This is a genomic window from Bradyrhizobium sp. WSM4874 (assembly GCF_055811835.1).
This window is the reverse complement of sequence record NZ_JBVVPR010000024.1, coordinates 30,014-56,978: the sequence shown is the minus strand read 5'-3', so window position 1 is coordinate 56,978 and position 26,965 is coordinate 30,014. Positions and strand designations below refer to the sequence as shown.

The 26,965-nt window shown below is 61.7% G+C and carries 27 protein-coding genes and 3 pseudogenes; 14 read left to right on the top strand and 16 right to left on the bottom strand.

Translation table 11 applies throughout. The features are described 5' to 3' along the window. The first annotated feature begins 484 nt into the window (after positions 1-484). The 4 genes from AC0L3P_RS23740 (at position 485) to AC0L3P_RS23725 (ending at position 5,673) form a co-directional block, all read left to right on the top strand. Entirely contained in the window at positions 485-2,953 is a 2,469-nt protein-coding gene (locus tag AC0L3P_RS23740; RefSeq protein ID WP_275170255.1) for a 3-keto-alpha-glucoside-1,2-lyase-like domain-containing protein, read from the top strand. A 20-nt stretch (positions 2,954-2,973) separates the two neighbouring features. Then, a complete protein-coding gene (locus AC0L3P_RS23735; RefSeq protein ID WP_275170254.1) occupies positions 2,974-4,350 on the top strand; it encodes an alpha-amylase family glycosyl hydrolase in 1,377 nt (458 codons plus the stop codon). Further along, positions 4,332-4,823 carry a hypothetical protein gene (locus AC0L3P_RS23730; RefSeq protein ID WP_473305516.1) on the top strand — a complete coding sequence of 164 codons (492 nt, stop codon included), beginning with the start codon at positions 4,332-4,334 and terminating at the stop codon, positions 4,821-4,823. Before AC0L3P_RS23735 ends, AC0L3P_RS23730 begins: the two co-directional genes overlap by 19 nt. Before the next feature lie 211 nt (positions 4,824-5,034). Continuing rightward, complete coding sequence (locus tag AC0L3P_RS23725) at positions 5,035-5,673, top strand: MBL fold metallo-hydrolase (RefSeq protein WP_342761042.1); 639 nt, start codon at positions 5,035-5,037, stop codon at positions 5,671-5,673. Here the strand turns inward: AC0L3P_RS23725 and AC0L3P_RS23720 are convergent. Together AC0L3P_RS23720 and AC0L3P_RS23715 are read right to left on the bottom strand one after the other, a co-directional pair. Beyond that, positions 5,648-6,027, bottom strand: a pseudogene (locus AC0L3P_RS23720) (hypothetical protein). The gene AC0L3P_RS23725 and the pseudogene AC0L3P_RS23720 overlap by 26 nt on opposite strands. Before the next feature lie 53 nt (positions 6,028-6,080). Next, on the bottom strand, positions 6,081-6,302 hold the full coding sequence (locus tag AC0L3P_RS23715) for a hypothetical protein (protein WP_027516267.1): 222 nt from the start codon (positions 6,300-6,302) through the stop codon (positions 6,081-6,083). Positions 6,303-7,762: 1,460 nt separating this feature from the next. Here AC0L3P_RS23715 and AC0L3P_RS23710 point away from each other — a divergent pair. The 4 genes from AC0L3P_RS23710 to AC0L3P_RS23695 all read left to right on the top strand — a co-directional run bounded on the left by AC0L3P_RS23710 (position 7,763) and on the right by AC0L3P_RS23695 (position 10,362). Further along, a complete protein-coding gene (locus AC0L3P_RS23710; RefSeq protein WP_275170252.1) occupies positions 7,763-7,972 on the top strand; it encodes a hypothetical protein in 210 nt (69 codons plus the stop codon). Positions 7,973-8,103: 131 nt separating this feature from the next. After that, on the top strand, positions 8,104-9,144 hold the full coding sequence (locus AC0L3P_RS23705) for a glycosyltransferase family 4 protein (RefSeq protein WP_275170251.1): 1,041 nt from the start codon (positions 8,104-8,106) through the stop codon (positions 9,142-9,144). 256 nt (positions 9,145-9,400) lie between these two features. Then, positions 9,401-9,844 (top strand): low affinity iron permease family protein, encoded by a 444-nt coding sequence (locus AC0L3P_RS23700; protein ID WP_275170250.1) that lies wholly within the window; start codon positions 9,401-9,403, stop codon positions 9,842-9,844. Between the two features lie 2 nt (positions 9,845-9,846). Then, positions 9,847-10,362, top strand: coding sequence for a DUF1003 domain-containing protein (locus AC0L3P_RS23695; protein ID WP_275170249.1), 516 nt, complete (start codon positions 9,847-9,849; stop codon positions 10,360-10,362). A gap of 117 nt (positions 10,363-10,479) precedes the next feature. Here the strand turns inward: AC0L3P_RS23695 and AC0L3P_RS23690 are convergent, their stop codons facing one another. Continuing rightward, positions 10,480-11,844 (bottom strand): carbohydrate porin, encoded by a 1,365-nt coding sequence (locus AC0L3P_RS23690; RefSeq protein ID WP_275170248.1) that lies wholly within the window; start codon positions 11,842-11,844, stop codon positions 10,480-10,482. A 229-nt stretch (positions 11,845-12,073) separates the two neighbouring features. Here AC0L3P_RS23690 and AC0L3P_RS23685 point away from each other — a divergent pair, with 229 nt between their 5' ends. Both AC0L3P_RS23685 and AC0L3P_RS23680 read left to right on the top strand, forming a co-directional pair. Beyond that, entirely contained in the window at positions 12,074-12,277 is a 204-nt protein-coding gene (locus AC0L3P_RS23685; protein WP_275170247.1) for a hypothetical protein, read from the top strand. A gap of 15 nt (positions 12,278-12,292) precedes the next feature. After that, positions 12,293-12,715 (top strand): hypothetical protein, encoded by a 423-nt coding sequence (locus tag AC0L3P_RS23680; protein WP_473305505.1) that lies wholly within the window; start codon positions 12,293-12,295, stop codon positions 12,713-12,715. Positions 12,716-12,989: 274 nt separating this feature from the next. On the opposite strand, the gene AC0L3P_RS23675 is transcribed toward AC0L3P_RS23680, so the two are convergent. Then, positions 12,990-14,174 carry a DNA topoisomerase IB gene (locus AC0L3P_RS23675; protein ID WP_275170245.1) on the bottom strand — a complete coding sequence of 395 codons (1,185 nt, stop codon included), beginning with the start codon at positions 14,172-14,174 and terminating at the stop codon, positions 12,990-12,992. A 259-nt stretch (positions 14,175-14,433) separates the two neighbouring features. On the opposite strand from AC0L3P_RS23675, the gene AC0L3P_RS23670 reads away from it, so the two are divergent. After that, entirely contained in the window at positions 14,434-15,258 is an 825-nt protein-coding gene (locus tag AC0L3P_RS23670; RefSeq protein ID WP_275170244.1) for a ribonuclease HII, read from the top strand. A 29-nt stretch (positions 15,259-15,287) separates the two neighbouring features. On the opposite strand, the pseudogene ligD reads toward AC0L3P_RS23670, so the two are convergent. The 8 genes and pseudogenes from ligD to AC0L3P_RS23630 all read right to left on the bottom strand — a co-directional run bounded on the left by ligD (position 15,288) and on the right by AC0L3P_RS23630 (position 21,429). Next, positions 15,288-16,195 (bottom strand): annotated as a pseudogene (gene ligD / locus AC0L3P_RS23665) (non-homologous end-joining DNA ligase). A 200-nt stretch (positions 16,196-16,395) separates the two neighbouring features. Further along, positions 16,396-17,073 carry an MOSC domain-containing protein gene (locus AC0L3P_RS23660; RefSeq protein WP_275170243.1) on the bottom strand — a complete coding sequence of 226 codons (678 nt, stop codon included), beginning with the start codon at positions 17,071-17,073 and terminating at the stop codon, positions 16,396-16,398. Beyond that, entirely contained in the window at positions 17,073-18,755 is a 1,683-nt protein-coding gene (locus AC0L3P_RS23655) for a helix-hairpin-helix domain-containing protein (RefSeq protein WP_275170242.1), read from the bottom strand. Before AC0L3P_RS23655 ends, AC0L3P_RS23660 begins: the two co-directional genes overlap by 1 nt. 480 nt (positions 18,756-19,235) lie before the next feature. After that, positions 19,236-19,574: a hypothetical protein gene (locus tag AC0L3P_RS23650; RefSeq protein WP_342761038.1), complete on the bottom strand. Its 339-nt coding sequence runs from the start codon at positions 19,572-19,574 to the stop codon at positions 19,236-19,238. A gap of 62 nt (positions 19,575-19,636) precedes the next feature. Further along, positions 19,637-19,900, bottom strand: coding sequence for a GlsB/YeaQ/YmgE family stress response membrane protein (locus AC0L3P_RS23645; RefSeq protein ID WP_275170240.1), 264 nt, complete (start codon positions 19,898-19,900; stop codon positions 19,637-19,639). Between the two features lie 22 nt (positions 19,901-19,922). Further along, a complete protein-coding gene (locus tag AC0L3P_RS23640) occupies positions 19,923-20,381 on the bottom strand; it encodes a YidB family protein (protein ID WP_275170239.1) in 459 nt (152 codons plus the stop codon). A 75-nt stretch (positions 20,382-20,456) separates the two neighbouring features. Next, positions 20,457-21,077 carry a general stress protein gene (locus AC0L3P_RS23635; RefSeq protein WP_275170238.1) on the bottom strand — a complete coding sequence of 207 codons (621 nt, stop codon included), beginning with the start codon at positions 21,075-21,077 and terminating at the stop codon, positions 20,457-20,459. 31 nt (positions 21,078-21,108) lie between these two features. Further along, complete coding sequence (locus AC0L3P_RS23630) at positions 21,109-21,429, bottom strand: hypothetical protein (protein WP_275170662.1); 321 nt, start codon at positions 21,427-21,429, stop codon at positions 21,109-21,111. 387 nt (positions 21,430-21,816) lie between these two features. Here AC0L3P_RS23630 and AC0L3P_RS23625 point away from each other — a divergent pair, with 387 nt between their 5' ends. Continuing rightward, a complete protein-coding gene (locus AC0L3P_RS23625) occupies positions 21,817-22,002 on the top strand; it encodes a DUF3606 domain-containing protein (RefSeq protein ID WP_275170237.1) in 186 nt (61 codons plus the stop codon). Positions 22,003-22,044: 42 nt separating this feature from the next. On the opposite strand, the pseudogene AC0L3P_RS23620 reads toward AC0L3P_RS23625, so the two are convergent. Both AC0L3P_RS23620 and AC0L3P_RS23615 read right to left on the bottom strand, forming a co-directional pair. Then, positions 22,045-22,945, bottom strand: a pseudogene (locus AC0L3P_RS23620) (3'-5' exonuclease). 734 nt (positions 22,946-23,679) lie between these two features. Then, positions 23,680-23,892 carry a hypothetical protein gene (locus AC0L3P_RS23615; protein ID WP_275170236.1) on the bottom strand — a complete coding sequence of 71 codons (213 nt, stop codon included), beginning with the start codon at positions 23,890-23,892 and terminating at the stop codon, positions 23,680-23,682. Between the two features lie 575 nt (positions 23,893-24,467). Between AC0L3P_RS23615 and AC0L3P_RS23610 the strand changes: the two genes are divergently transcribed. Further along, positions 24,468-24,668, top strand: a complete 201-nt coding sequence (locus AC0L3P_RS23610; RefSeq protein ID WP_275170235.1) for a hypothetical protein — start codon at positions 24,468-24,470, stop codon at positions 24,666-24,668. A gap of 152 nt (positions 24,669-24,820) precedes the next feature. Here the strand turns inward: AC0L3P_RS23610 and AC0L3P_RS23605 are convergent, their stop codons facing one another. After that, positions 24,821-25,132, bottom strand: a complete 312-nt coding sequence (locus tag AC0L3P_RS23605; protein ID WP_275170234.1) for a DUF2380 domain-containing protein — start codon at positions 25,130-25,132, stop codon at positions 24,821-24,823. Beyond that, positions 25,063-25,395, bottom strand: coding sequence for a hypothetical protein (locus AC0L3P_RS23600; RefSeq protein ID WP_275170708.1), 333 nt, complete (start codon positions 25,393-25,395; stop codon positions 25,063-25,065). Before AC0L3P_RS23600 ends, AC0L3P_RS23605 begins: the two co-directional genes overlap by 70 nt. A gap of 904 nt (positions 25,396-26,299) precedes the next feature. Here AC0L3P_RS23600 and AC0L3P_RS23595 point away from each other — a divergent pair. Continuing rightward, a complete protein-coding gene (locus tag AC0L3P_RS23595; protein WP_275170233.1) occupies positions 26,300-26,491 on the top strand; it encodes a CsbD family protein in 192 nt (63 codons plus the stop codon). Positions 26,492-26,965: the final 474 nt, after the last annotated feature.

Genomic DNA, 26,965 nt, shown 5'->3' with positions numbered 1-26,965 from the left:
TATGGACCATCGCCCCAATAGGCGGATGCAGCGCGATGATGAAGATATGGACCGTCGCTCCCGATATCGCGATGAGGATCGACCGCGCTGCCGCGTCAAGATCTGCTTTGAATATGAGAACGGTGACGAATTTTGTCGTTACCGCGCCTGAGTTGACGTCCTGATCTCCCGAATGGTCCCCGCTCCCGTGCCGCGTCGCATCCCGATCGGCGCCGTTGTGACGTTCTGCCAGCCGGCCGCGAGAAAGGTATTCGCCCGTGTCGAAGAGTTAGAGCGTGTTCGACGGTCCTGCGAGGTGCCGCGTTTCCAATTGGCGCCGGGAGCGGCTCCAGTACGAAGATTGGAACTCGACCGATCCCGCGCAGCGAGGCCGCTCTCGCTGCGGCTGAAAGTAAGAGCAATCTGTGAACTAGCTCATTTAAGGTTGAAGGAGATCGTGCCCTAACAGGAAAGCGAGTTCGAGGGTTGCACCAGGAGGCGGGCAATGGCGATCACTACCGAGACGACCTCGTTCACCAAAGACATCCAGGGCCGCTACCTCTGCAACAACCTAGCGGAGGTTGATGCGTGGAAATCCGCAGGCGGGCGTCCGTTCGATTTCATCATTGTGGGAGCCGGTACGTTCGGCTCGGCTATCGCCGAGCATCTGTGGTTTCGTCAGAAGCAGAGTGGCGGCGGATTACGGACACTGGTCGTAGACGCCGGGCTGTTCACCGTTCCTGAGCACGTCCAGAACACGGGAATCCAGGGGTTTGGCGATCCGACCAATCCGTTCTTTCTTAACGAAAACCTGCCGCAGCCTGAGCCGCCACGCAACGAGGTTTGGGGCATTCCTTGGAAGTCGACCATTCCCTTCAAGGGACTGGCGTATACGCTCGGAGGCCGATCACTCTATTGGGGCGGTTGGTCGCCTCGTCTGCTGGACGAGGAGATGTCGGGTTGGCCGGCAAATACCGTAGCCGAACTGAACGGCCGCTATTTCGATGAGAGTTCGTGGCAGATCGGTGTCGACGAGGCGAACGACTTCATTTTCGGTGAACTGCAAAACGCGCTTCGTCGCCAGCTCTTCGACAATCTGTCCAGCGTGCCCGGGGCGATTACGCTCGACGCGCTCCCACCCTCGCCGCTGCTGAAGCCTGGCGCCGACCCCGCACAGTTGCTCGGTCTGTCGTCGAGCGGCGGGCTTTCGCAAAACGACCTGCTGAACCTGCTGAAGCTGGAAGCGCCGCTTGCTGTGCAGGCGCGCCCGCCACATGCGGGGTTCTTTCCGCTGAACAAGTTCAGCGTCGTTCCGCTGCTGATGAAGGCGGCTCGGACCGCGGCGAGCGACTCCAACGGCAACGATTCCGTCAAGGAATTCATGGTGCTGCCCGACACGCATGTGTTGACGCTGCGTAGCGTGCCGACCGCGGCAGGCACCTGGCGCATCTCCGGCATCGACACGAGCCGCGGCCCGATTGATCTGGCTCCGGGCGGTGCCGTCATCATGGCGCTCGGCACGATCGAGAACGCGCGGCTCGCTCTGGCGTCGTTCGATGGCACCGGCTTTCCGACCCTGCCGCTCGTCGGCAAGAACCTGATCGCTCACCTTCGCTCAAACCTTGTCATCCGCGTGCCGCGCTCGGCGATTTCCGGGCTTTCGTCGGCGGTGAACGAACTGCAGACCGCGGCCATGTTCGTGAAGGGACGGGCGACGCGCCCGAATGGTGATCTGATTGGCCACTTCCACCTTCAGATTGCTGCGAGCGGCGGCGGCAATACCGTAGGCGGCGAGGACGAACTCTACCGCAAGGTGCCCGACGTCGACTTCTATGACCAGCTGCGGACCTCGACCGATACGCATGTCGCAATTGCAATCAGGGGGCTCGGAGAGATGGAGCCAGCCGATCCGGCCAATCCCGCCGCCCACCCAAGCCGGGTCGATTTGAGCGCGCGCACCGACGAATACGGCGTTCGTCGCGCATCGGTTGCGCTAACACCGACACAGCGAGATCAGGATCTTTGGGCCGCCATGGATGCGACAATGCAGAAGGTCGCCGCCATCTTCGCCAACGGGCAGCCGATGCAGGTGCTCCAGAGCAACCAGGACGGGCTCGGGACGACGCATCATGAAGCCGGGACGCTTTGGATGGGCACCGACCCGGCCGCGAGCGTCACCGATGGCAACGGACGCTTCCATCACACCGAAAACTTGTATGCGGCCGGCCCCGCGCTATTCCCGAGCATCGGCTCTCCCAACCCGATGCTGACCGGGATCGCGCTGTCGCGCCGCACGGGCGACCTGATCATGGCGCCGCCATCCCTCGCGGCCGATGCGGGATTCGAGACGCTGTTCGATGGCATCTCTCTTGGCGACTGGACAATGTCGACGATCAGCAACCAGCCTGGTCGGAACGACCCTGGCTCGTTCCGGGTCCGGCGCGGCGTGCTCGAGGCGCGAACGGGAACGGACCTTGGGCTGCTCTGGCTAAAGCGCCCCACGCCTCCTCGTTACGTTCTGCGGCTGCAGTGGATGATGACGGCACCCGGCGACAATTCGGGTGTCTTCATCGGCTTCCCCGACCCTCGAAACGAAGGCTACGACAACACGGCCTATGTCGGCGTCAACTTCGGCTTCGAAATTCAGATCGACGAATTGGCCCGTCCAGACAATGCGCCGATCCACAGGACGGGTGCAGTCTACGCCTTCAAGGGACCGACCGACGGACCATTGACCGTCCATCCGGTCGGAGAATGGAACAACTATGAGATCACCGTCGATGGGGCCGACATCACGGTCGCGCTGAACGGGCAGGCGGTAAACATTTTCCATTTCGCCGGCGATCCGCAGTCTCCGCGCCGCGGCCTGCCGTCCACCGCGCAAGACCCGCGCTTCATCGGCCTGCAAACGCACACGGGCCGCGTGTTCTTTCGCAACATTCAGTGGAAGTCGTTGGAAGGCGCGGTGGCATGAACTTGATGCCACTCGGATCGTTGGGCGCCGTCGAAGCACGCGGCACGGTGACGTTCGGACTCTGGCTCCCTTGGGTGTCGGCGGCCGATGGCAACGTCGTCACCGTTAAGATCATCCATGAGGCAGATCAGTTTCTTCAGGCGTTTCCGGCTCGGGAACTTCAGCTCACACACAGAGTTCGTCCGCCGTATGGGGATTTTTGGTCGGTCACGGTGCCCATCGCCGGTATGCCGCCTGCAGTGCCGGGCTCAGCCTGGGGCAATCCGGGCCGCTACGTCTATCGCTACACGATCGCAAATCCGAGCGTAGGCACGCTCGACTGGATCATCGACCCTTTCGCGCGCGAGTTCGGTGTCGGCAGGCAATCCGCCTTCACCCTAGGCTATGAGCCCTACGTCTGGAGTGCGGGCGAGGCGCAATGGCGGACGCCGGCGCTGGCAGATCTGATCCTCTATGAGGTGAACATCGCCGAGTTCGGCAGCGACCTCGACCGCGCTCGCGGGCTCGTTGCCTACCTGGCCGACCTCGGGATCAACGCCATCGAGATCATGCCGCTGTCCAACGTCGGCAACTCGGTCGACTGGGGCTATCTGCCGATCGGCTATTTCGGCGTCGACGAGCGCTTCGGCAACCGGTGGGATTTCCAGCAATTGGTCGACATCTGCCATCAGCACGGGATCGCGGTGATCGTGGACGTCGTCTATGGCCATACGGGGGTGGATTTCCCGTACTACGACGCCTACACGCGGCTGCGGTACCGCGACAATCCGTTCATGGGGCCGTTTGCCAAGGACTACTTCAGCAACTTCGGCAAGAGCACGGATTTCGATCGGGAGATCACGCGGGACTACTTTTACACCGCAAATCACCATTGGTTGGAGGTCTATCACGTCGACGGCTTCCGTTACGATTGCGTCCCGAACTACTGGGACGGGCCGATGGGCGTGGGCTATGCGAGCCTCGTCTATGAGACGCACCAGCTGACCAAGGCGAACATCGCCGCAGGTCGCCCGTACTGGAGCCGCTTCGACGGAGCGGCCGGCAAGCCGCTGAGGCTCGTGCAGATGGCCGAGCAGCTCGAAGCCCCGGAGGACGTGCTGCGGTCGACCTATTCCAACTGCACGTGGCAGAACGGCACCTATGGCGCGGCACGCGCGGTGGCCCAGGGGGATCGCGGCCGGCTCGCCGACCTCGGTCTGCAGCTCGGTCTCTTCGGCTACCCCGACCGGGAGATTGTCAACGGCGACGACATCCCCAAGACCGCGCTTCAATACATCGAGAACCACGATCACGAACGCTTCCTGTGCAATTTCGGCACCTCCAACCCCGATGAAGCCGGAATCCGCTGTTCGCCGAGGGCGACCGGGCGCGCTGGTACATGCTGCAGCCCTATTTGATCGGCCTTCTGATGAGCAAAGGAATTCCGATGCTCTGGCAAGGCGAGGAATTCGCCGAAAACTATTTCCTCCCCGATTTCGGAATGGGCCGCGTCTCGCTCTTGCGACCGATGCGGTGGGACTTCTTCTACGATGAGTCCGGCCGGCCGATCGTAAGCCTGGTCCGCAGGCTGCTGCGGATCCGGCGGCAACGCGACCACATTCGTCAGGGCACGTACTTCTTCTTCAACGATTGGGATCGCGATCAGAAGTGCGGAGTTCTGCTGTTCGCGCGCTACGCAGGCGCCCACTACACGTTGGTCGCTGTCAATTTCAGCGACACCGACCGGACCGTCCCGTTCTGGTTCCCGATGGCCGGTGACTACGCGGAAGAGCTGCATGGCGGCGCCCTCGACCTGAGGAACGTGCTTTCGCTCCGGCAAGTAGATCTAAATATCCCATCGCATTATGGACGGATCTGGAGGCTGACGTAGGCGCCCGGGGACTGCCCTTGCGCCCAGTTCACGGCAGGATCGATATCCGACCGCTGCAGCCGCAGCGGCAGCTAATCTGAAATCCTGCGGACCAACGTTACAGAGTCTTTGGGTAGCGGTTGGGATCCTCAAAATGGCAGGGCTAAATCGGATCGTCCAATCGATGCCTCTCTGACGGTGATACTCGCCTCACCCAGAGGCGCGGCGCTCCCTGGCCATCTCTATACTCGCGATTTCGGCAATCGCGCGCCTAGGAGGTGATATCCACCGTCACACGGCTTTTGGAGGTTCGGCGCGCTGCAGCGCCCAGTATTTCGGCCATCGCCCGCGGTACCCAGTGGCGCTCTCTTATCGCTTTGACACTGCAGATCGCTCTATCGTTTTCTCTGGTGATACCCGAAAGACCGACGCTCTCATCAATCTTGCGAAAGGCGCTGACGTGTTCGTGTGCGAGGCGCAATATCTTCCGGGAATGCGTCAGGTGCTCGATGCAGCTGTGAAAGTAGGCAGGTTCGATAAGGAGACCGCCGACAACCTCTTTAAAAGTGTTTCAAGGAATGCACTTACGCTCGAACAGGCGGGCGAAGTGGCTCAAGCCGCAGGGGTCAAAACGCTAGTGTTAAGCCATTTCGTTCCGGGAAATGGCGCTGTTCATGATCAGGTGTTTGTGGACGAAGCCCGCAAAGCTTTCTCCGGCGAAGGCGGCGGTCGGGCCCCTGAGTGGGACGACTTCCACTCTACCTATCGCTCCAAGCATACCGCTGCGGTTTGCCAGCGGCGATGGGCAGCACGCAACGTCACCGACGCGCGACGCAACGCCGCGGCTACCGAAGCGGGCGGGACCGGCTGAACAAGAAACCGCTGGGAGTGAACTTTCGGGCTACTGCGAGCGCGCTGCCCTCGCACGTTTCGAGCGCGATCTTCTGGGCCAGCATGACGTCTCCAATCGGAAGGTCGCCAACGGGCAGGAAACACAAGCCTATCTTTGGGCGACCGTTTTCGCCGATCTCGCAGACATTCGCAGCCGCTCCCGCATAGATCTGTAGCGGTTGCCCGTATCGCCGCCGATTACCTCGAAATAACCCTTTTCCCCGAATTGCCGCCGTTGGGCGGGCGAGAGGCACTGCCGCAGCAGCAGCAGCGCGCGTCCTTCCGGAGTCCTCTCGGCGCCGTGTCTAATGAACAGCGCCTTTGCAGCCCTCATCCGTGAGCGTTCACCCGGCCGCGACGGCCTGAACAGCCACACGGCTCAGCGATTCAGCCGCCGACCAGCCTGGGGAAGAAGAGAGTTTCTTCCGCAGTGGGGTCGAACGATCGGATCCGCGACACCTGACCTGAACCGGTCCGAACCGCGGCGGTGAAGCCGACGTTCGTCAGCTCGCGGAATCGCTGCTCCGCCTTGGCTACTTCCCCTGCATCGTCCGCATCGAAGAAGTGACGGCTGTCGCCGGTACTGTCCATCACGGTCTGGATCGGCATGCGGATCCCTCCTTGTTGATCATGACAGAATATTGTTGAAGCTCCGAAGTTCCTCGATCGCACCAGAGCTACTACCTTTCGCGCCTCGCAACTAAGGCTTCGGTATGGTGGTACGCAGATGGCCCGCAAGCCAGGGCGCAGTTTTTGTGGACTTCGGCGAACAGCATCAGCCCGCCACAGCGTCACCGGATGGCCATTGGTCGAAAGTCGGTCCGCATCCTTCCACAAACCAGCTTTCGCATTCAGATACGATAATTCACCTGATGGAGAGCGCAGTTATGCTCAGAGTGCGTTGCGAGTTCAGAGGCTTTCATGCCGTACTACGAATTTGAGCTTGTCACCGATGCAACATGCCAGCATCAGGGCGGAATGATCCTTAAGATCGACAAGGAGCGGCGGACCAAGCCGAGCGTCTCGCGGCAGAGCTCACGCTGGCGTCGCTTGCGCTCTGAGAAACAGGCAATCGCAGAACGGCTTTTCATCCGGTACCGTAGCTGGCCCGTGAGCGCTCTGGTCGTCAGGTGTTGTGACACCCGGCGATCTCCTAAGCTGCGGCCCTCGTCCTGCTTCCTGATCGAAATGGACAGCCCCATTCGGCTGGCGCCCGCCACTCTTCCGGCGCGCTTCAGTTAGGGCTCCCCTGGCGGCTTACCTTCCACCAGTCAAGACGCGAAACCGCGGGGATGCCAGTTTGTCGGGCGGCACGCGCATCGGAGTGAATTTTGTATCGCTCCGCTGAGCGCGTTTGCAGTTTGAGCAGACGAAAAGGTGGGCGATTATCGATTCTGGAGTATCTCGCACCAGCTCAGAGCGGAACCATCTCGTGGTAATGCGGCAATTCGGACAGTCAGGGGATCGAGGTGCCCCAATGCTTCCTTTAACCGGTCCATGTCCGCCCCTCCGTTCCGGGAAACAGTAGCAAAGCATAACGGTGCGCAAAGTATCAAAAGATACACACCAGCCCATTGAGCCGCCCAAACTCAGCTGAGGACACAAAGTCGAGCCGCGATGCCTTCGGCACGTCGGCAAGCTCTCCGCCAATCTGGTGGTCTAGGGCGGGGTAGGACCGAGTGCCGCGCGCGGGGCCCGTCAAATTCGGGCCAGTGGCCGCGCGCCTTCCGGATCTCGACATCTTCTCGCAGGCCTGGTCGAACCTAAACCTCGGATGGCCGTTTTACGGAGAAGGGCAGGACGATACTCGATTTCAAGCCAAGTTTTCCGGGCCGCAAACCGGACGGGATGGTCCGGTCGAGCAGCTGTCGTGCGAAGCCCGCGCCCCACTTCGCCTTCACATGGATTGGCCGAATCCAACGCCTGCAGCGCCGGCGTGCGGCAAGTACGCGGGCGCATGTCGGAGCATCCTGAGCCTTCTCCCTTCGTCTACCGTCGGGAAAATCCGGAAACTTTCCAGAGCGCCTTGAGTTGGCAGCGACTGGGTTCGGTCTCCGGAGAGAGTGAGTATGGTCGACGAAGTCGTCTTGAAGAACGCCGCGGAGACCGCCTGGTCGGTGTATCGGACGCGGCACCCCGAGGTCGATGCGCACGACAGCCGGCGCTGCCTGCTGGAGCGCCACCTCCACAGCAGGTCGGAGGCGCGCGAGAGCGACACGGAAGAACTCGCTGGCTTCGGGATAGCCTACTTGCAGCGGCTTCCTCGAGACGAATGTTGACGGGCGTGAAAATGCTCGCGGCGCGAGTGGTTCGCGAAAGCACAAGACCAGCCTGGACGCTGCTCGCGATTTCGTCCCTCATTTCCGCGGTTGTCGTGATAGGCCTGCGGTTCGTGTTCGGGGCCTAGCCGATGCGGATTGCCCAGCTTGCTCCGTTGGCCGAGAGCGTACCTCCCAAGCTCTACGGCGGCACCGAGCGTGTGATCGCCTGGCTCGTGGACGAATTGGTCGAACTGGGACACGACGTGACCCTGTTTGCAAGCGGGGACTCCAAGACGAAGGGAAAGCTCCACGCCGTGTGGCCGCGCGCGCTGCGCCTGGGGCGGAAGGGTGCGGATCCGAGCGCTGCCTGCGCGCTTCTGATCGAAGCCATCGCCGAGCGCGCGCGCGACTTCGACGTGATCCACTCACACGTCGACTGGTTGCCCCTTCCGGTGCTCAGCCGAACCGGCGTGCCTTTCCTGACGACGATGCACGGCCGGCTCGACCTTCCCGGTCTGCCCCAAGTTATCGGTGCCTTTGCGGACGCTCCGTTCGTCTCGATTTCCGCCAACCAGCGTCGTCCGCTTCCGGAGGCGAACTGGATCGCGACGATCCAGCACGGACTGCCGAAGGATCTGTTTCGGCCGTCCTACGAACCGGGTTCCTACCTGGCCTTTCTGGGGAGGCTGACGGCTGACAAGGGACCGGAAGACGCCATCCGCATCGCGCGGGCGGCGCGGATGCCCCTGCGGATCGCTGCGAAGATTCCTCGGGCGGAGACGGCCTACTTCAAGAACAAGCTCGAGCCGAACATCGATGGCCAGACGGTTCAGCTCGTCGGCGAGGTCGACGACGCGAAGAAACAGCCTTTTCTCGCGAATGCAGCAGGCCTGCTGTTTCCGGTCGATTGGCCCGAGCCGTTCGGTCTGGTCATGATCGAGGCGATGGCGTGCGGGACGCCCGTGATCGCCTATCGATCAGGCTCGGTGCCGGAAGTCGTGGAGGACGGCGTCACCGGCTTCATCGTCGATGGTGAGGAGCAGGCGATCAGCGCCGTGAAAGAACTGGGCCGGCTGGATAGAAGAGTGATCCGCGCCCGGTTCGAAGAGCGCTTCGCCGCAAGCCGGATGGCGAATGAATACGAGACCCGATATCGCAACCTGATCGCTCGTGGAGGACGCTTCGCGTGAGAGATCCGCGGCTGGCTTGTGGGACTGGCATGAAGCGAATCCTTGGCCATCCGTTTCGAATCAGGAGCAAGTGGAATTCTAGAGTTGAGGTCGGCATCCGAACTGGCGTGGCTTGGACGTACTCTGCGATCGCTTTCAATACGTGCTCTCGGGAGCTCCGCGTAAAGCATGTCTCGGTTGCCTCTGATGTATGTCGATTCCTGACGCGGAACTTTCACCCCGAAACAACATTGTGGTTGGTGGCACCGGCTGAGTCATGAAAAACGAACCATCCCGGATCTCAAAGTTCTTCGGTGATTTGGCGAACGAGACCTCGCTTGCGGCTGGGCGCGCCTCGACCTTCCTGTTAGCCGCGGGTGTGGTGGTCGTATGGGGCATCAGCGGCCCGCTCTTCCAGTTTTCGGACACTTGGCAGTTGGTCATTAATACTGGGACCACAATCGTAACTTTCCTTATGGTATTTCTGATTCAGAACTCGCAAAACCGTGACAGCGCGGCCATTCAGGTAAAGCTGGACGAACTCATTCGCGTGAGTGCGGCGCGCAATAGTCTCGTGGGAATTGAGCACCTCACAGACGATGAGATTGAGGAGCTTCGCTCGAAATGTGAAGCGCGTGCCAAGGCCGAAAAGGCCGGAGATGAGACAGTCGACCGGACCCGACAGTCAGCGCGGCGAGCCGCCGAGCAGATCGCCAGCTGACGATGTCAGCGCCGGCATCATCGAAAAGACCGGTAGAAAATATCGACGCCATCCTGCGGCTTGAAAAGCAGGATGAGAAAAAGATCGCTCTTCATCATCGTGTTTTTCATGCAATCGGATCGTTTGCGGGAACTCCGCAGTTCGTTGTGCTGCAGTGCGGGGCGGTGGTGTGTTGGATTGCGTTCGGCGGGGTATTCCCCGATCGCGCGCTTGATCCATTCCCGTTCCCGCTGCTCGGGACATTCCTTGCGCTGGAGGCGGTACTTCTCACCTCCTGTGTCCTCATTCGCCAAAATGCGACCGACCGCATCTTGGAGAAGCGGGATCGTCTAGAACTTCAGATTAATCTGCTCTCTGAACGGGAGGCGACGCGATCTTTGAGAATATTGCAGAAGCTTGCCACGCGGCTGAATGTCGATGACGAGGATTGCCAACAAGACGAATTGGCGCAGGAGACGTCTGTTGATCAACTTGCCCGAGGCTTGCGCGAGCGCGAGCAGGCTGAAGAGGCTCAATGAGATGTTGGCCCAAGTACCCGACATGCCGGTCGCCCTAATGCCACCTGCGTGGTCGTCATCATCTACACGAGCTAAGCCTGAACTTCGTCGAACAGAGTCCGTGCGATGCGCACGGTGCTAGAATTTGAGCGTAGTCCGGAGCCCGAACACCGAGGCGTTTTTGAGGACCTTTCCGGCGGATGACGTCGCCGGCCCCGTGGCGCCGCCGCCCGGATGGATGATGTATTGGAAGTTCGGCTGCAACGACCAGCCGTCCTTTATCTGATACTGGTAGACCGTCGTCAGCAACCCCTCGAAGTTTCGCAAGGGCCAATTTGGATTCACCAACGTCCGGTAGTCGGCGTCGAGCGCCTGCGCCCGTTTGGACACATGGGCATAACCCGCGGCGATCCCGAACTTGTCGTCGGGCCGGTCGTCACGAAGCCCGATGAACTCGAGGCCGGCATCAGCGTATATATCGACCAGGTTGCGATCAGCGGGCGCGCCGGCGGCCCTTGCGAACACACCGATCCCGCGATCGTCGCTGTGAGGCACGCGGTAGATCTGTTGCTCGAAGACCGCCCAGCCACCGATGTCTCCTGCCAGCAATAGCGGCTCACCGCTGCTACCGGGAGCGGCGAACGAGACGCCGTTGGACGCGAGCTGTTGATCCGCGAAAGAGCCAAAGTGCCGCCAGCCGCCGAACTTGATCTGGCCGGTCAGGTTGGGATCGCCCTTCTTGTTGTTCCAGGCGAACTGGATCTGACCCAGTAACAACGGCGGATCGTTGACGCGGAAATTGACGCCGTAGCGATTGCGCTCCTGCGGGTCGCCCGGTCCGGGTCCCGCTTGGTCGCCGTCGAAGATCCCACCCAGAACGGAAAGCTGGTCGGTCAGGTTGACCAGTAGCCTTGCGCCCATAGCCGCCAAAGGTGGCGACGGTCCGCCGCTGGGAAGATTGAGCGACGTGATCGCGGGCCAACCCATTGAGGCGTTGGTGAACACGTCTGTATATTTGGTGTTGAAGAATTCGCTGTCGGCGGCGAGCTGACCCACTTTCAACGAGATCCTCTTCGCGCCCCACTGCTTCTCGAAATACGCTTCGTAGAGACGCGTTGAGGGTAGAGCCTCGATTCCGCTGACGACAAAGAAGTTCTGAAGATTGCTCCGGGACAGGCCATCGCCATGGATCTGGAACATGTTGGCGTGAAAAGTGAGCTTATCGGTGCCGACGAGTTTCTGCAGATCGACATCCACCGCAAGGTTGAGACGGCCTTCGTAGATAGCGCCCCGCTTCAGGCCGCCGGAAGCGTTACCCAACGCCTCGCCGATGTAAGTGGCAGCGAACTTCACGCCGTACTTCTGCAGCGGATTGGGCAGAAGGCCGAGCGTCTTTTCCTCGACTGTGCTCTCACCCGTATCTGGATCTGCCGGCTTATCGTCGTCGGTCTTCTTATCCTCCTGGGCGGCGGCGCCGGCTGCCACGAGCAAGAGGACCGACATCGAAAGAACGACCTGCCTATAGACTCGCTGGGGTCTCGACACGCGAGTGTTCCTGATCTCGAGGATAGCCTTACGACTTGCCCGATCTTACAAGACAAGTCCACCGTGCAGGCATCTTCCAAAGGTACGGGTCAGACCAGCTGGCTTGGCCTATCGCGACCGAAACTTTGTTGGGTCGCGCTGAGCGAATGTTGGCTATATTGGGACTTTCGCGTTCTGGGGAGTATTGATGTTCGATGCGGCAACCACTGCGCTAGTGCGCGCGGTCTTGGACGAGGTCTGCGAGAGCGTTTTGCAGCGCGAGATCGGACCGCGTAGCCATGTCGCCTCAAAGATACTTGAGGCGGCGACTAGAGGCGAGGTATCGCAGGACGAACTCACGCAGGTCGGCCGTGGCGCCCTTTGGCGGGCGCCCGCGATGATGTGGCGCTGATCGGTCGAGGCGGGCGTGAATTTCCAGGTCACGGTGCTGAAGATCCTGGTGAGCTATCCGGACGGCTTCGCCGTCATGGATGACCTGAAGCGCGACATGGCCATTCTGGCGACCAGCGGCCGCGATTGGGCGGACCGGACCAAGCGCCTCGCTGCGCAGGTCCCCGCCCTCGACATCTTTTCTCAAGGCTTAGTCGAACGCATCAGCGGGGGCTGGCAGATCACGGCAAAGGGTCGGGCAGTGCTTGAATTCATGGAAGCCCGCCCGGAGGCATCCGCGCCGGCCCAACAGGCCGCAGCCGATGAGGCTCCCAAATTGGTATCCGAGACAGCGCCGGTTCCTCCGCTGCGGCAACCTGCCGACCGTGCCGAGCGGCGGCGCGCACGCCGCCAACGTCGTCGTGAGGCGCGCGAACGCGCGAGAGCGAACGTCTCTTGAGGTGGATCGAAGCCAAAGAAGAAGCCGCCGGGTGGGCGCTGCGGTTGAAAAAGTCCCAGACTTTCGTACCTCCTAGCCCGAAGCGTACCGCCGTTACGTTGTTTGCGGCCAGGCTAGTCCGACCTAAGAACGGCATTGCTTCGGGTCGGGACGGCGACTTGTGCACGGATCCTTCTACCCGAGCCGGGAGGCGCGAATGGCGAGGACGGAAGCCGAACCCGCGCGGTAAGCGACCGTCCCCCGGGCCCGCACCACGGCTTTGAATGGAAGGCCCCTATTTGCCGACGAGAGCACCAGCCGAGGCCTGCCTGGAGGCATCAAGGAAGACGCAGGCATCCGGAGACCGGGTACGCGAGGCTAGGCGGGCACCTTCAGAATCGAGACGCTTCCGGAGAAATGCCAGCACCACGATCTCGTCGGAAGTGAGCTTTGCGTACTGGCGCTTGAACTTCTGCGCGATCTTGGCCTCAATCATCTTCACGAGGTCACCTGACATGTAGGCGTTCAAGACTTCCGGGTGCACGTAGCACTTGCGGCAGATGGCCGGTGTGTTGCCGAGCTGCTTCGAGACGCTTTCGATCGCAGCGACGACGTTGCGCTTCGCCTCGGCCTGGCTGTCGTACTTCTTGAATTCGGCAAGCGCCAACGCCGCCAGAACGGTTCCCGCCCAAGTCCGAAAATCCTTGGCGCTGAAGTCCTCGCCCGTGATGTCCTTGATGTAGGCGTTTACGTCGCCGGAATCGACGGTGCGGGGCTGTCCGTCCTCGTCCAGGTACTTGAAGAGCTCATGTCCCGGGATCTCCGCGCAGCGCTTCACGATCGCGACTATCCGCTTGTCCTCGACGCGAAGCTTCCACTGTTTGCCCGACTTGCCCGTGAAGTCGAAACGAAGGACGCCGCGCCCGACCGCCACGTGCTTGCGGCGCATGGTGGTGAGCCCGTAGGACTTGTTTTGCTCGGCATACTCGGCATTGCCCACCCGGATCAATGTCTTCTCCAGAAGACTAACGATCGTGGCCAGCACCTTCTCGCGGGGCAATCCGTCCCGCTTCATGTCGGCGGCGACCCGCTCCCGCAGCGCGGGCAGCGCGGCAGCGAACAGGATGATATGCTCATACTTGTTCTGGTCTCGGAGCTCGCGCCACTTCGGATGGTAGCGATACTGCTTGCGACCACGCGCATCGAGCCCGGTTGCTTGGATGTGCCCGTTGGACGACGGGCAGATCCACACGGACTCGTAGGCCGGCGGGATGCCGATTGATTTGATGCGTCGGATGACGGCGGCATCGGTGATGCGCTTGCCGTCCTTGTCGTAGTAGCTGAAAGTGGTTCCAGTTCGCTTGCGCGTGTAGCCCGGCGCGGAGTCGCTGACGTACCGGAGGCCTTCTTCCGCGATGGTGGCCGCGACCTCGGCGCTGCGGTCCAGAGCCTGTTCTTCGTTGCTGGCTTGGCGGAGCATGGGCCGGCCCCCTCGGAAGCACCCGGGGATCGAGGCTCCACTCTTTCTCAAGGGATGAAGACACCGGTTGGTTCCGCTCTGAGGTCGAACGCGAGGTCTGGATCAGTGGCCCTCCAGAATAGCGGGACCTCAGATGGCGAGCCGGTCCGGTTCCTTTCGACAAGGCGCTGCGCAGTCGATGAGGGCACAGTCTGACTTCAGACAATCGCCACAAATATCACCGACACGCTTCCCACAGTCAGTCTTCACGAAGGCCGCCATGTCCCAGTATTCACTCGATGTATTGCGTCGGCGCTATGTCGTCGAGAAAAGACCGCTCGAGGCCGACGTCGAGCAGATCTTGCGGGCCGACGCCCGCGCGGGAGCCCGTGCCATCCTGGCGTCAATCGATAAACGGCGCTTCGAAAACAGGTCCGAGGGGCAGCGCCTGCGAAAGATGCTCCGCTTCGAGACCTCTCTCTGGGAAAGCGGCCATCATGCCGTGGCAGGCGTGGACGAGGCGGGAATGAGCCCTCTCACCGGGCCAGTCTCCGCTGGCGCCGTGATCCTGAAGCCCGGCACACGGATAATCGGAATCGACGACTCGAAAAAACTCGACGCCGCCGCTCGCGAAGAACTCGCGAAGGAAATCAAGGAAAAGGCAGAGAGTTGGTGTGTAGCATTCGTCGAGGTCGAGGAGATCGACGCAATCAACATCTATTGGGCAGGCATCCGGGCGATGCAACGTGCGGTCCGGAGCCTAGGGTTGACGCCGCAGCACTTGCTGATCGATGCGAAGCGGTTGAAGGAAATCGACATCCCTCAGCAGCCCATCATAAAAGGCGATGCCAAGTCCGCCAGCATTGCGGCCGCCTCCATCCTCGCGAAAGTCGAGCGCGACACCGTCATGCGGACGCTCGACGAGCGTCACCCCGGCTACGGATTCGCAGATCATAAGGGCTACCCGGTGCCGGCTCATTATGAGGCGCTCGCCAGGCTTGGTGCATGCGCTGCTCACCGGAGGTCGTTTGGACCTGTACGCAAGGCGCTCGGGCTTCCGCCCCTGGCGCCGTGGCCTTCGGCGTCCGAGCGCGCCGCGAGCTGAACTCCAGATCAAGCTTCGTCTCGGCTGCATTATTTTCGCGACCACTTCGTTTCGCGAACGACGTCCTTGGCGTTTTTGTCGGACCTCAGGCCGAGATAGACCGGCTGGCGCAGCTCGCCCTTGCTGGTCCACTCCGCGAATTTCACTTCCGCGACCAACGAAGGACGAACCCAGGTCGTAACCCGCTCATCCTTCACCTTGGAAGGAAGGGCGACTTGGCTGTCTTGAGGCTCACGAGCTTGCCGTGAAGCTCTTCGAGAACTTGGTGGCTGAAGCCGGTGCCGACGTGGCCGATGTACCGCCATGCACCGTCGTCGCGTACCGCCAGCACGAGGGCGCCGAAGAAGGGCCGGGTTCGCCTCGGCGCCGTGAAGCCGGCGATCACTACCTCCTGCCGCTGCGCGGTCTTCACCTTCAGCCAGTCGGCGGTCCGGCGTCCGGATGCGTACGGGCTATCGGCGCGCTTGGCCATGATGCCTTCGAGATGTCTCAGCTCGGCTTGTGCAAAGAACTTTGTGCCGCTGCCTTTGCGGTGGTTGCTGTACGCGATCAGCTTGTGGCGCGGCAGGATGGCCTTGAGCCGCTTCTTGCGCTCGAGAAGCGGCAGCGCACGGAGGTCCTCGCCGGCTGCGAACATGAGGTCGAACGCGCAGTACAAAAGCGTAGCCTCGTGACGCCGGGCGTTTTGAAGCAATTGGAAATGGGATACGCCGTCCTTCCCGATCGCAACGAGCTCGCCATCGATCACGGCGTCCGCCTTCACGCCCTCAAGGGCTTTCGCGACCTCGACATAGGAGCGGCTGATGATCTTGCCGTTGCGGCTGTAGAGCACGACGCGACCGCCTCGGATTTCCGAGACTATGCGGAACCCATCGAACTTGTCCTCGAAGAGCCAATCGGAATCGTCGAACGGCGAATCTGTCAGCGTGGCCAGCATAGGCTGCAGGCGAAGAGGCAGGGTCGATTTTCGGGCCATGGCTGGACGACGGGTGACGGAGGGTAGGAACGAGGAGGATGCATCGTCAGTTCCGTCCGACATATTGAAGGCTTCGACAGCCCCACGCCTGCCTCGATAGCCTCCCTTCAAGTCGGGGCGGTCATCGTGGGTGCTCGACGCGTAGCACGATTATCGGCGGCTCAACGGCCGCCACACCTGCTGAAGATCCACGCGCACCGATCAAGGAGCAGATCGATCTGCTGTTGAAGTCCTTGGTGGGTCGGATATCGGCCGCCGACTTGCGTAAGGGCCTCTCTACAGACCCGGCAAGGCACGAAATGAAGAGGACGGGAGCCGAACCCGCGCGGTATCGCCAGCCGCGGACGCTCCGCCGGCGCTGACCACGCCCAGCACCCCGCATTTGAACAGAGGCCCGTTTCCGCCGACGACAGCACCTGCCGTTTCATGCCGGCCTGGAAACGGTCGATGAGGATACAGGGCGTCCGGAGGCCGGTCAGCTCCACGATCGCCGTGGCTCCAAGCTCGATGAGCGTCCCGAGCGGCATCCGCTCGAGGTCCAGACCGGCAGTGGTGATGTTCTCACCGAGCTCTCCAGCCCGCACCTCGAAGCCCGCGTCCGAGAGGGAGGCGAAGAGCTCGGACGGGATCAGGTGAACCTGCCGGAGATTGGGTAGGCGAGGCCGGCGGCGGGCGAGATAGCGGTGCCGGACAAACTGGCCGGCGTGGGCGTCGCCTTCGACCCCATAGCCTTCCACCAGCACGATCTCGTCCTGCGGCGGTTTGCTGAAGTGGTGAGCGCGATCGGCGGCGACCGCGACCACGGTGCCCTCCGGCGAGAGCGCGTACGCCTGCGGCATCAGGCGGCCCGGGCGACCGAGCGCCGCTTCTGGCGGAAGTAGCGCGTGATCTCCGGAAGGGCCATGGCGTTCAGGACGCGGTCGGCAGGGACGCCGCCCTTCCGGGCCATCTCGACGCCCCAGTGCATGTGGTCGAGCTCGGGGACCGAGTGCGCGTCCGGATTGATGCTCATCATGCAGCCGAACTCGAGGGCGGCCTGGTGCCAGCGCCAATCCAGGTCTAGTCGCCAAGGATGGGCGTTGATTTCGACGACGACGTCATGCCTGGCGCATGCCCTCAGGACCTTCTCGATGTCGATTTCGTAGCCCGGCCGCCGCTGCAGCTGCCGCCCGGTCATATGGCCTATGATGGTGGTGTGGGGATCGGAGATCGCACGAAGCAGGCGCTGCGTCTGCGCCTTGCGGTCGAGTTTGAATCGGCCGTGGATGCTCGCGACCACGAAGTCGAAGCGCTGCAGCACGTCGTCCGCATAGTCCAACGAGCCGTCGGCCAGAATGTCGGACTCGATGCCTTTCAGGATCCGGAAATCCTTGCCGAACCGCTTGTTCAACCGGTCGGCGTCCCGGTGCTGCTGCGCGATATCTTCCTCCGAGAGTCCGCCCGCGTAGTGCGCGGACTTGGAGTGGTCGGCGACCCCGAAATACTCGAAACCGCGCTCGCGCGTGGCCTTGGCCATCGTCTCCAAGGTCTCCGTGCCGTCGGAGGCATCGGTGTGGCTATGAAGGATTCCGCGCAAGTCCTTGTCGGTGACGAGCTTCGGCAGCTTGCCCTTCTGAGCCAGTTCGACCTCTCCGCGCCCCTCTCGCAGTTCAGGATCGATGAACGGCAGGTCGAGAGCGCTATAGATTTGGGCCTCGTCGCCGGCGATCAGGGTGCGACCCTTGTGCAACCCGTCGCTCTCCAGCCGCATTCCTTTCTCCGCGGCCAATGCTTGGAGCCTCTCGATGTGAGCGGCTGAGCCGGTGCCGATAAGAAGGGCGGCGCCGAAGTGGTTGCGGTCGGACAAGCAGATTTGCAGTCCGTCCGCCGCCGAAGCATTCGTCGCCTTCTCGATCTTGGCAGCCTCCGCGACGATCGTGAGGTCGCCGACGAGTTCGCAGCCGCGGCGGAAGTCGCCTGCGATCGTCACCCGCTTGAGCTCCGGCCGGACCTTCCGCAGCGAATCCTTGGCGTGCGCGAGCAGGGCGGCCGCACGGTGCAGATGGAGGCGACCTTCTCCGCTTTTCGCGAGGGCCAGGTTCTGCAGAATCTTGGTCTGCAGCGCCGCGCCGAGACCTTTGGCCTTCTTGATGCGGTCGTCCTTGGCGGCGGCCTCCAACTCCGCGAGCGAAGTGATGCCGAGATCCTTGTAGAGCCGCAGCACCTTCTCGGGGCGGAGGCCGGGAACGGCGAGCATCTTGAGCACGCCCTCGGGTATCTCCTTCCGGAGCTTCTCAAGGCTCGGATGAGAGCCCGTCTTGTGAAGCGTGGCGATCATGTCGGCGATCGCCTCGCCGACGCCGGGGATTTCCGTGAGCCGGTCTTCGGCGATGAGCACGTCCAGAGGGACGGCAAGGGCCGCCAGGCTGTCTGCGGCGCGCGCATAGGCTTTGGCCCTGTACGGGTTCCCGCCACGCAACGCCGTCCGCTGTGCGTATTCTCGCAGGAGACTGACGATCGTGCGAACGTCGGGGGAGGCCACTCAACGACCCTCCCGTTCCGCGCCGGGCCTCACCGGCGCAAAGTCTCCCTTAGCGGGTGGGCCGTCATCGCGCCGGCGATCGAGAGATGCCTCAAGTTTCTGCGCTGCCCGGAAGTCCTCAAGGTGCTGCGTGTTCGGGCGATAAGCGGCCTCCTTCTTGAGGAGATTGTAAATTCGCCCCGCAACCAGCTGCAGATGCTTCATCCTGCCGCGCGGCAGCGATCGGGCTTTGCAAAGAGCCCGGACAGAGTAGGCGCGGAAGTAATCGAAGGCGTCAGACATGGTCTCGGTAAACGCCCATTCTCGCCTATAGTTCGGTCGACATCGTCAGCCCGCAGGACCGTTATAGGCGACATTTGGCGTGCACCTATAATCGTCAGCAGGCTACAGCTCAGCGCGTGGCGAGAACAATGAAGGCAGGCGCGATGAAAGCGCCGCTGCGAGTTCGTTTACGGCCGGCCTGTCCGAAACGTTCGGACCTCACGTTTTCGGACTTGGCTGCGGAGTGGGGAGACCTTGGGGAGGCTGAGAAGGTGTGGGATTATTCTGTTGCTGAGTTGCTACGGCGTCGCCGCCTGCATGAGGAACGCACGTACCGATGTTGCTGAGCAGGCGTTTGGCCTGGAGATCGCGGACCTTCGAGTATTCGCGCCGTCGCTCGATATTGGCCGCGGCCCATCGGTCCCAGGCCTCGAAAGCGTCCGTGTAGTGCTTTCGCATCTGCTCCTCGGCGGCGAGGCAATCGGCGAACTTGTCGAAGACCAGGTCGGTGTTGACCGGGGTCATTCCTCCTACAAGAACAACGAGCATCCATTTCATCTTGCCGATTGCCTTTCGCGGGGCGAATTCTTCGCTAACGCGAACAATTCCTTCCACGGTGGTTAGATGGCCCGGCGGCTGCGACCGGCGACAAATCCGTAGACGAAAAGCACGATGATGGCGCCTACCACTGCCCCCACTAGCCCCGCGCCTTCTCCTGGCCGGTACCAGCCGAGAGCCTGACCAAAGTAGGTCGCAACGAACGCCCCTACTATTCCCAGGATTGTGGTCAGGATGAAGCCCGACGGCTCGTTATCGCCGGGCATGATGAACTTCGCGATGATGCCTGCGATGAAGCCGATGATGATCGTCCATATGATGCCCATGTCTCTCCCTCGGTGGCTGTGATTATCCCGCCGATGGAGCCGGAAGACGTCCATCAGGTGTGTATTTGTCCACGGCTGCCGGAAGCTCGCGCGACAATCGGTTGAGGATCTCCTGCTGAGACAGGCCGGTCTGCTGCTCCAGCTTTTGAAGGACGTCCAGACCGATAGCCTGCTGGAGTTCGGGCGGGGTGACTTCGCGATTTGGCCCCTGATTGATCCAGGATTGGGCCGCTTCGCCCTGCCCGTTCTGCTTGAAGTGCTCGAGCAACTCGCCGATCCCGCCGCTCAGCAGCGAACCCACCCCACCGCCTCCCACAACGCCGCCAAGATTTCCGAGCATGCCGCTCAGGGAATCCTTGGCACCCGCCGGCTGACCGGAGGTAGCATTGCGAAACATGTCGGCGAGCTTGTCACGATTTTGGTAACCGGCGATTGCGAGCATACCCAAGAGGGCAGTCATCGATGGCATTCCGCGGCTCATTTTCGGCTCCTCAGTTCGATGATTGGTAACCTTGCAAGAGAAGGGCGGCCCGCGTGGGGCAGGCCGCCGGTTAATTCATCGCGCTCCGGTGCCGTAGAGCTGCCGTTCTCTCCGGACCTCCTCCGCACCGTAAGGCTGGGCGGATGGATCGTAATTCTTCCACCCGCCCTTCTGCCAGGCTGCGCTTCGGTCGCGCAGATTGACGGCGGACTGGTTCAGGATCGCTTCGTATCGCGCCCGGTCCGCGTCCGGCACACGCGCTGAAACCAGCGTGCCGCCGCGCCTCACACCTTCGGCGTAGAGCGGAGCTTCCTCATCGGATACACCAGCCTGCGTCAACGCGCCGACCACCCCGCCCGTAGCGCCGCCAGCTGCGGCACCCAGCGCGGTCGACGCAAGCCATCCGGCCGCCACGACCGGACCCAGGCCGGGTATAGCCAACAACCCAAGGCCCGCGAGCAAGCCGGCCGCGCCACCGAGGCCTGCGCCGACGCCCGCTCCCGTGGCCGCACCTTCAGCCCGATCATCAACCCCATCTCGATCTCGATCGACCTTCTTGTCGGTGCTGTACCAGTTGTCGGAATTGTTCGCGACGATGCTCAAATCCGAATGCGGCACGCCCGCGGCCTCCAGGCTCGTCACCGCGCGCTGCGCATCGGAGTAGTTATCGTAGAGACGTGAGATCGTGACGGTCATCTTGAATCCCTCTCAATTTTGGTGGGGCAGGTTATTTCGCCCCGTTCACGTTGCCCTGGAAATCCAGACTGACATCGGTCGAGGCGCCGCCTTTAGTGGCCTTTCCGCGCCAGACGCCGTTGTCGTCCTTCTTCAGGGATGTGACGTTGGTGTAGCCTGCGTCCTCAATCTTCGATTTGGCCTGGCCCTCGGTGAAGCTGTTGGCGCCTGCGACCGGGTTGTTGGAATTGTTCTGACCGGAACTGTTGACCGCGTTATTGTTGGGCCGATCAGTGGCCGGCGGGTTTTGCGCAAACGACGGACCCGCGAGAAGCGAAGCAGCCGTTAACAGAAGAAGCAGCCTCTTGTTCATGTCGTCCTCCAGAAGTGGCACGGCACAAACATGCGCTGGACTGAGAAGTTCCAAGTTTTCCCGGTCCGTGGGTTTGGAATGGAGGATGTAGAAAAACATCTGCAAGAAACGGGAGCGGGCTCCGGGCGGCGTATTTGAATCTAAATGGGCCGGAGCGTCCGGAGCTGGCCAACTCGGGCGATGTGCGCCAAAGGGCCGCTGTGCTCATGCGGTGCGACGAAGCCTTCATGCAGGCGGTCGAGCAAACGAAAATGGAAAGGCCAACAAAGGTGGAGCCGAGATGCTGCTGGCGCTCGTTTGGCTTCGGCCCGGCAACAGCTTCTTGGAGGGAACCCCACGATTCCTTGAAGCGTTGCACTGACATCAGTTTGGCAGACGGAGGAGCAGATGGTGGCAGCGAAGAAGAAGACCGCACGGGGACGCAAACAAGATCGCACCCGTGTGGCTAAGGGCCAGGACTACGAAGTGCGATACGAAGCAAAGAAAACTGGCCGCTCGGCCTCCGCGGTGAAGAAAGCCGTGAAGAAGGTCGGCAACAGCCGCAAGCGGGTCGAGAAACGTCTCGGCCGCTGAGGGCAGGTTCGCCACGTATTTCGGCGTGGCGATTGGCGGCCCTCAGATCCTGCCGGAGAAGCGGGTGAAGGCAGTCAGCATCTGCAAGCGCGGCTCACGTCGCGCAGGTAGATCTCGGTCCGGAGAAATGCGAGTTCGGTTTCTAGAGCGGACTCGCGGACGTCAACGTACCAGGATTTTGGCCGACCGTCCGTGCCGGTCGCTCCAGCGATAGCCGCGGCGCTTCAGCGAATCCTTGAGTTCGAACGGCGACTGTTCGGCCATATCCGGATGGTCTTCTGTCGTGCGCTCTCGAGCAGGACAGCGAGCGCTGGCGCGCCGGTCGTTGGTAGGTCGAAGTCCAAGATCTCGAGCAGCGCGTGACAGTCGTGAACCGCGCGGTGCGCCTGGTGGAAATAGCCGGCGCCGTTCAGAAGGTAGCCGAGCTTCGCTCCATCGAAGCCGTGCTGCCGCCAATCGACCTCGGTCGCGGAGCATGCCCACGCCTTCCGCTCGAAGACGGGCTAGTAGCGTTCGGAAAACTTCCGATCGAATCTACTGTTATGCGCGATGACCAGGACCACGGAATCGTCGACGAAGGCGTTCACGGCGGCCTCGTCGATCCTGTGGCCGGCCACCATTTTCATCGGTGATGCCGGTAAGCGCCGTGATCTCGGCCGGGATCGGCTCGGACGACTCATTGAAGGCGGAGAACGTGTCCGTGACATCAATGATGCGACCGTCCGGCGTGTAGCCAAACTTGACCATGCCGAGCTCGATGACTTCGTCCTTGCGGTGGTCGAGGCCGGTTGTCTCGGTGTCGAGCAGGATGCCGATCTTGGTTTCCTGTCCGAAGGCCGGCATCCACGTTTGGCCGCGGTACCAGGTGGCGCAGCACCCGGTAGTCGCTCGATCGGCCTAGTACCTCGGCCGTCGCGGCCAGATCCGATGCGTCTTGAAACATCTCTTCTCGTGTTGAGCCGATGAGGTAGTCCCGTCAGGCCCCACAATATCGGGACCGCTCGGCGCGAGATATCTGAAAGACAAGCAATTCACGGGCTTTTCGGGAGTGTCGGTGCAGTTGGCCCCCCTTGCGGGACGCTCGCGCAGGGCCTCAATCGCGAGCGCTCCAGAGGTCCGCGCTATGAACGGGCGGATCGGCGGAGCAGCTCCAAAAGGCTAGACAGGCGTCCGCGTATGGTGCCGACCCTGGGATTGCTACGGCCCCACTGGTGCGTGATCGTTTACGATCTGCAGCTATATTTGGGTCCATGGACTCCTCGTACGACTCCGAGCGCGAGGCCGTCGCGGCAATGAAGCTTGCCGCCGAAGCCGATGGGCTAGAACGGCAGAGATGGATCACCGCCGCCCTGGCGTGGTCAGAACTCACTCGCCTCCGGGGCTGCCGAGCACAACCTGCCGGAAGGGTGGCCTACGCGGCAGCTCGTTACCGGTGCGAGGCGCAGCGCCTCCCCCACCCGCTTCCAAGCCCCTAGGATCGCGATCAGGGGGAAACGCGATGTCGGACCCGCCCACGGCATCCAATCCTCCCTGGTGAGGCCAGGACCACCGGCTGGGTAGGCGAGCTTGGTCCTGGGGAAGCGTCTGTCGGCAGATCCCTTCGCGCACTGCGGGACGGCCGCGAGGCTTCATCGGGTGCGCGGTGCGGCACCATCAAGAACGACAGGGGTGGGGGCGTCAGGCCTCGCCGGGTCCAGAGAAAGTCGCTGCAGCCGGCGTCGTGCGAGGCGTTGGCAGCGGCCGCTCGGTCGGTCCGGATGCCGAGGGATGACCGCCCCTGCTGTCATACCGTTCGGCGAGATCCAGGAGACGACGCCGGGTGAACGGATCGGCTTTCTCCGCCATACCCCCGACCCTTTGGGCCAGACCTCGGTAGAACTCCTGCTCCATGACACGCCCCTCAACATCACTGCCGGAGCTGCGTGCTCTACGGTCACGAAGTCAAGAAGGCCGGCAACAGTGTGAACCCGACCAAATTTTCATCGGCCAGCTTGAGGATCTCGGCTGAACTAGAGTGCCATGGCAGGGGGAAAAAAGATGGCCATGCTCCATCCGGTCCGGAAGGCGTGCCCGGCGTGCGGCAAGCCGATGAAAGCTGTGTCCGACGGAGCTTCGGAGCGGCGGTCGCGGTACGTGTGCACCAATTGCAACGATGACCCGCTACACGACCCCCGATGCTCGCAAGTGGGCGGATGGTCCGTTGCGACCTCCGGAGCCCTAGGTCTTCGCTGCGCGCGGTCTTGGTGTCGAGCATGGAACGGCCTCGGCCCGATGTTGTTGATGTGGTGGGCCCGCGCGAATGCACGGCCCGCGTGGCTCCGCCATCAAGCCCCCAGCCCCCAAAAGGCGGGGCCACGCTCATTCTTCCCAGTCATCGGGCAGAATTTTTCGGCGACCGTAACTTGCGTGAATCCTCGGCTGAGCGGGTTCAGGCAGAATGTGCTTTCGCTTGGGGGCGACCTCCAATGTTCGATGCTGAAACCACCGCGCTGTTGCGCGCGCTCCTCGACGAAGTGTGCGAGAGCGTGTCGCGCTACGAGACCTCCGCTCGCACCCACGTGGCCTCCATGATCCTCGAAGCCGCCGGCAAGGGCGACACCTCAGTCGACGGGCTGAAGAAGATCGGCGTCACTGCGCTTCGCGAGGCGCCAATCGTGCGGCATTGACCCTGCTCTCAAGCGAGCGCGCGGCCAGCGCCGCCCGGCCTATAGCTAAGGCGTGTACGCTTTAAGCGGCTGGCCGTCTGATGTCCGGTTTGCGGTCAACATCTGCCTAAGAGCGGATCGCCTGCGAGGTGGCGGATGGGCCAAAACCGGACTCACGGTGCCATGCTCACGGTGCCATGCACATGCGTCGCGCGTAGTCTATTGCTGCGATCTGCTTTCAAGCAGCCGGTCGCGGCCTCCTCCGATACAAAGCGCTCCGCTCGCTGCCATGCCTCGTCGTTGTCGCCGCGGAACTGGAAATATTTCCTAAACACGATGCGCTGGGATTTCGTGTCGATAGCAACAGTCTGCGCAAACTGCACGAGCGTGCTTATCTTATGGAAGCCGCCGATGATCAGGAGCTGCGCGCCGGCTTGTACGCCGCACGCAGCCGATCGCGCAACGTCAGTCCATCGGTCGGGCAATTTGACGCGCAGGAGGACGGCACAAGCTCAAAACGGTGATCCGCCGTGACATCGTCCCGCAGCGCGGTCATGAAGGCCCGCGATCGCTTTTCATGTACGGCCGTTTGATCGGTGGGCTCGTTCGACGTGTCTCTATATTTGAAATCGCCGACAGAGACAGCTAAGGCGTGGCTGGCGGTCTCGGCGGATGCATCTGAGATGAGGCTGGATCCCAGGAACAGACCGGCTGGGGTAACAGCGTGCAGGATTGAGCTGTGGCGCATGGCGATGACTCGATCTCCTCGGCTGAGTCCATCTTACAAGATCGATTCTTTCCGTCTCCTGTCGAAGAAATTAATCCACGGTCACGCTACGCGGCCGCCCATAGCAGCGCATCGCTAATGTCTGCAGTGGGTCAACAGTGACCGTTCGCCGCGGGATCAGTTCCGGTCTACCGGGAAGTCGCCGGGCGCCGTTCAGAAGACCGCGAACGGGCCAGGAGGCGACATCTCCCAAAACGGCAATGCCTTGCAAACGGAGAAACCCGCTTAGCATTCTCGCGGGTTTCACTCCTTTGTGCCGGTGGCAGATCGCGGGCGATCTCTTTTTCCAAGGCGGTCGTCGCAAGCTGTTATTTCTTTGGCGCAGAGCCATCCTTCATGGGAGCGTTGTAGTCGGCCTGCGAACTATTGATGTTTGATGGATTGCCGGGAGCACTGCTACCGGTTGTCGTCCCGACCGCGTTGGTTGTCTCTCCCGGTGCATGAGAAGCCGCGCCAGGCGGGTCTTGGTTGCCAACATACCCGGACTCTCCGGAATTGCGGGTTTTTATACCCTTATCAGCTTCAGCTTGCACGTTTTGAGCAACACCGGATTGAGACGTCGCCTCCGTTTGCTGTTGGGCAGCAGCAGGTACCGATTATGGCTGGAAGTGCGACTAGCAATGCCACAGATAGAGTTCTCCATCGAAGCCCCGCCGCTTCTTCAACGCTCCCCGAACATTTCCGCCAAACCGATGAAAACTTGGGACTGCAGCGTTGACACATTTCACGGAGAAAGCAGGTTTGAACGCAGTCCGTGCTCTTCATGCGCCGCTACAACCTACACGGACACGCGGTCCTCGTCTCGCAGGAACGACCGCGCACTGACTTGGTTGTGCTTGTCTTCCGGATAGGAGAGGTAACGATCATGGACCGTGAACATGTGAAGGGCGCCGCCGACAAGGCAAAAGGCGCGATCAAAGAAGGGGCCGGCAAGCTTACCGGAGATAAGGACCTGGAGGCAGAAGGCAAAATGGATAAGGCTAAGGGATCCGCCCATAACGCCGCAGGAAATGTGAAGGACGCGGCGCGGGATACCTCTGATGCCTTAAAAAAATAGCGAAGTTGTTGACCAAGAACTGGCCGCCTCTGGGCGGCCATTTCTTTCGCGATACGGCTCTTTCACTTCGCTATCGAAAGGCAGTAACCGCGTCGACGGCGGCCGGGCCTCTCGCTCGGGCCGGATCTGCGAATCCTCCTAGATGCGATGCGCCTTCGCAGGCTTGGATCTCCGCCCGAGGGCGTTGACTTGCGGCTTTGTGATCAACCCTCAATTGCAACTTTTTCCCAAATAGCGCAGTATTGGGTTTTCATCCCGGCCCGCATTTTAGGAATCCAATGGGTGTCAAATTCGTACTGGCGAAGCTCCTCGAAGCGGAGCTTAACGCACGAGGCGTGAGATCCATACCGTCATCAGACTGCGTCGACATCGTGCATCGTTTGTTGGAACAGCTCACAGAAATAGAGCTTACCTTGGCCGCGCGCGAGGTAGATGAACAGTCTCGACGCTAGGCTCTTGATCGGAGCGCATCTT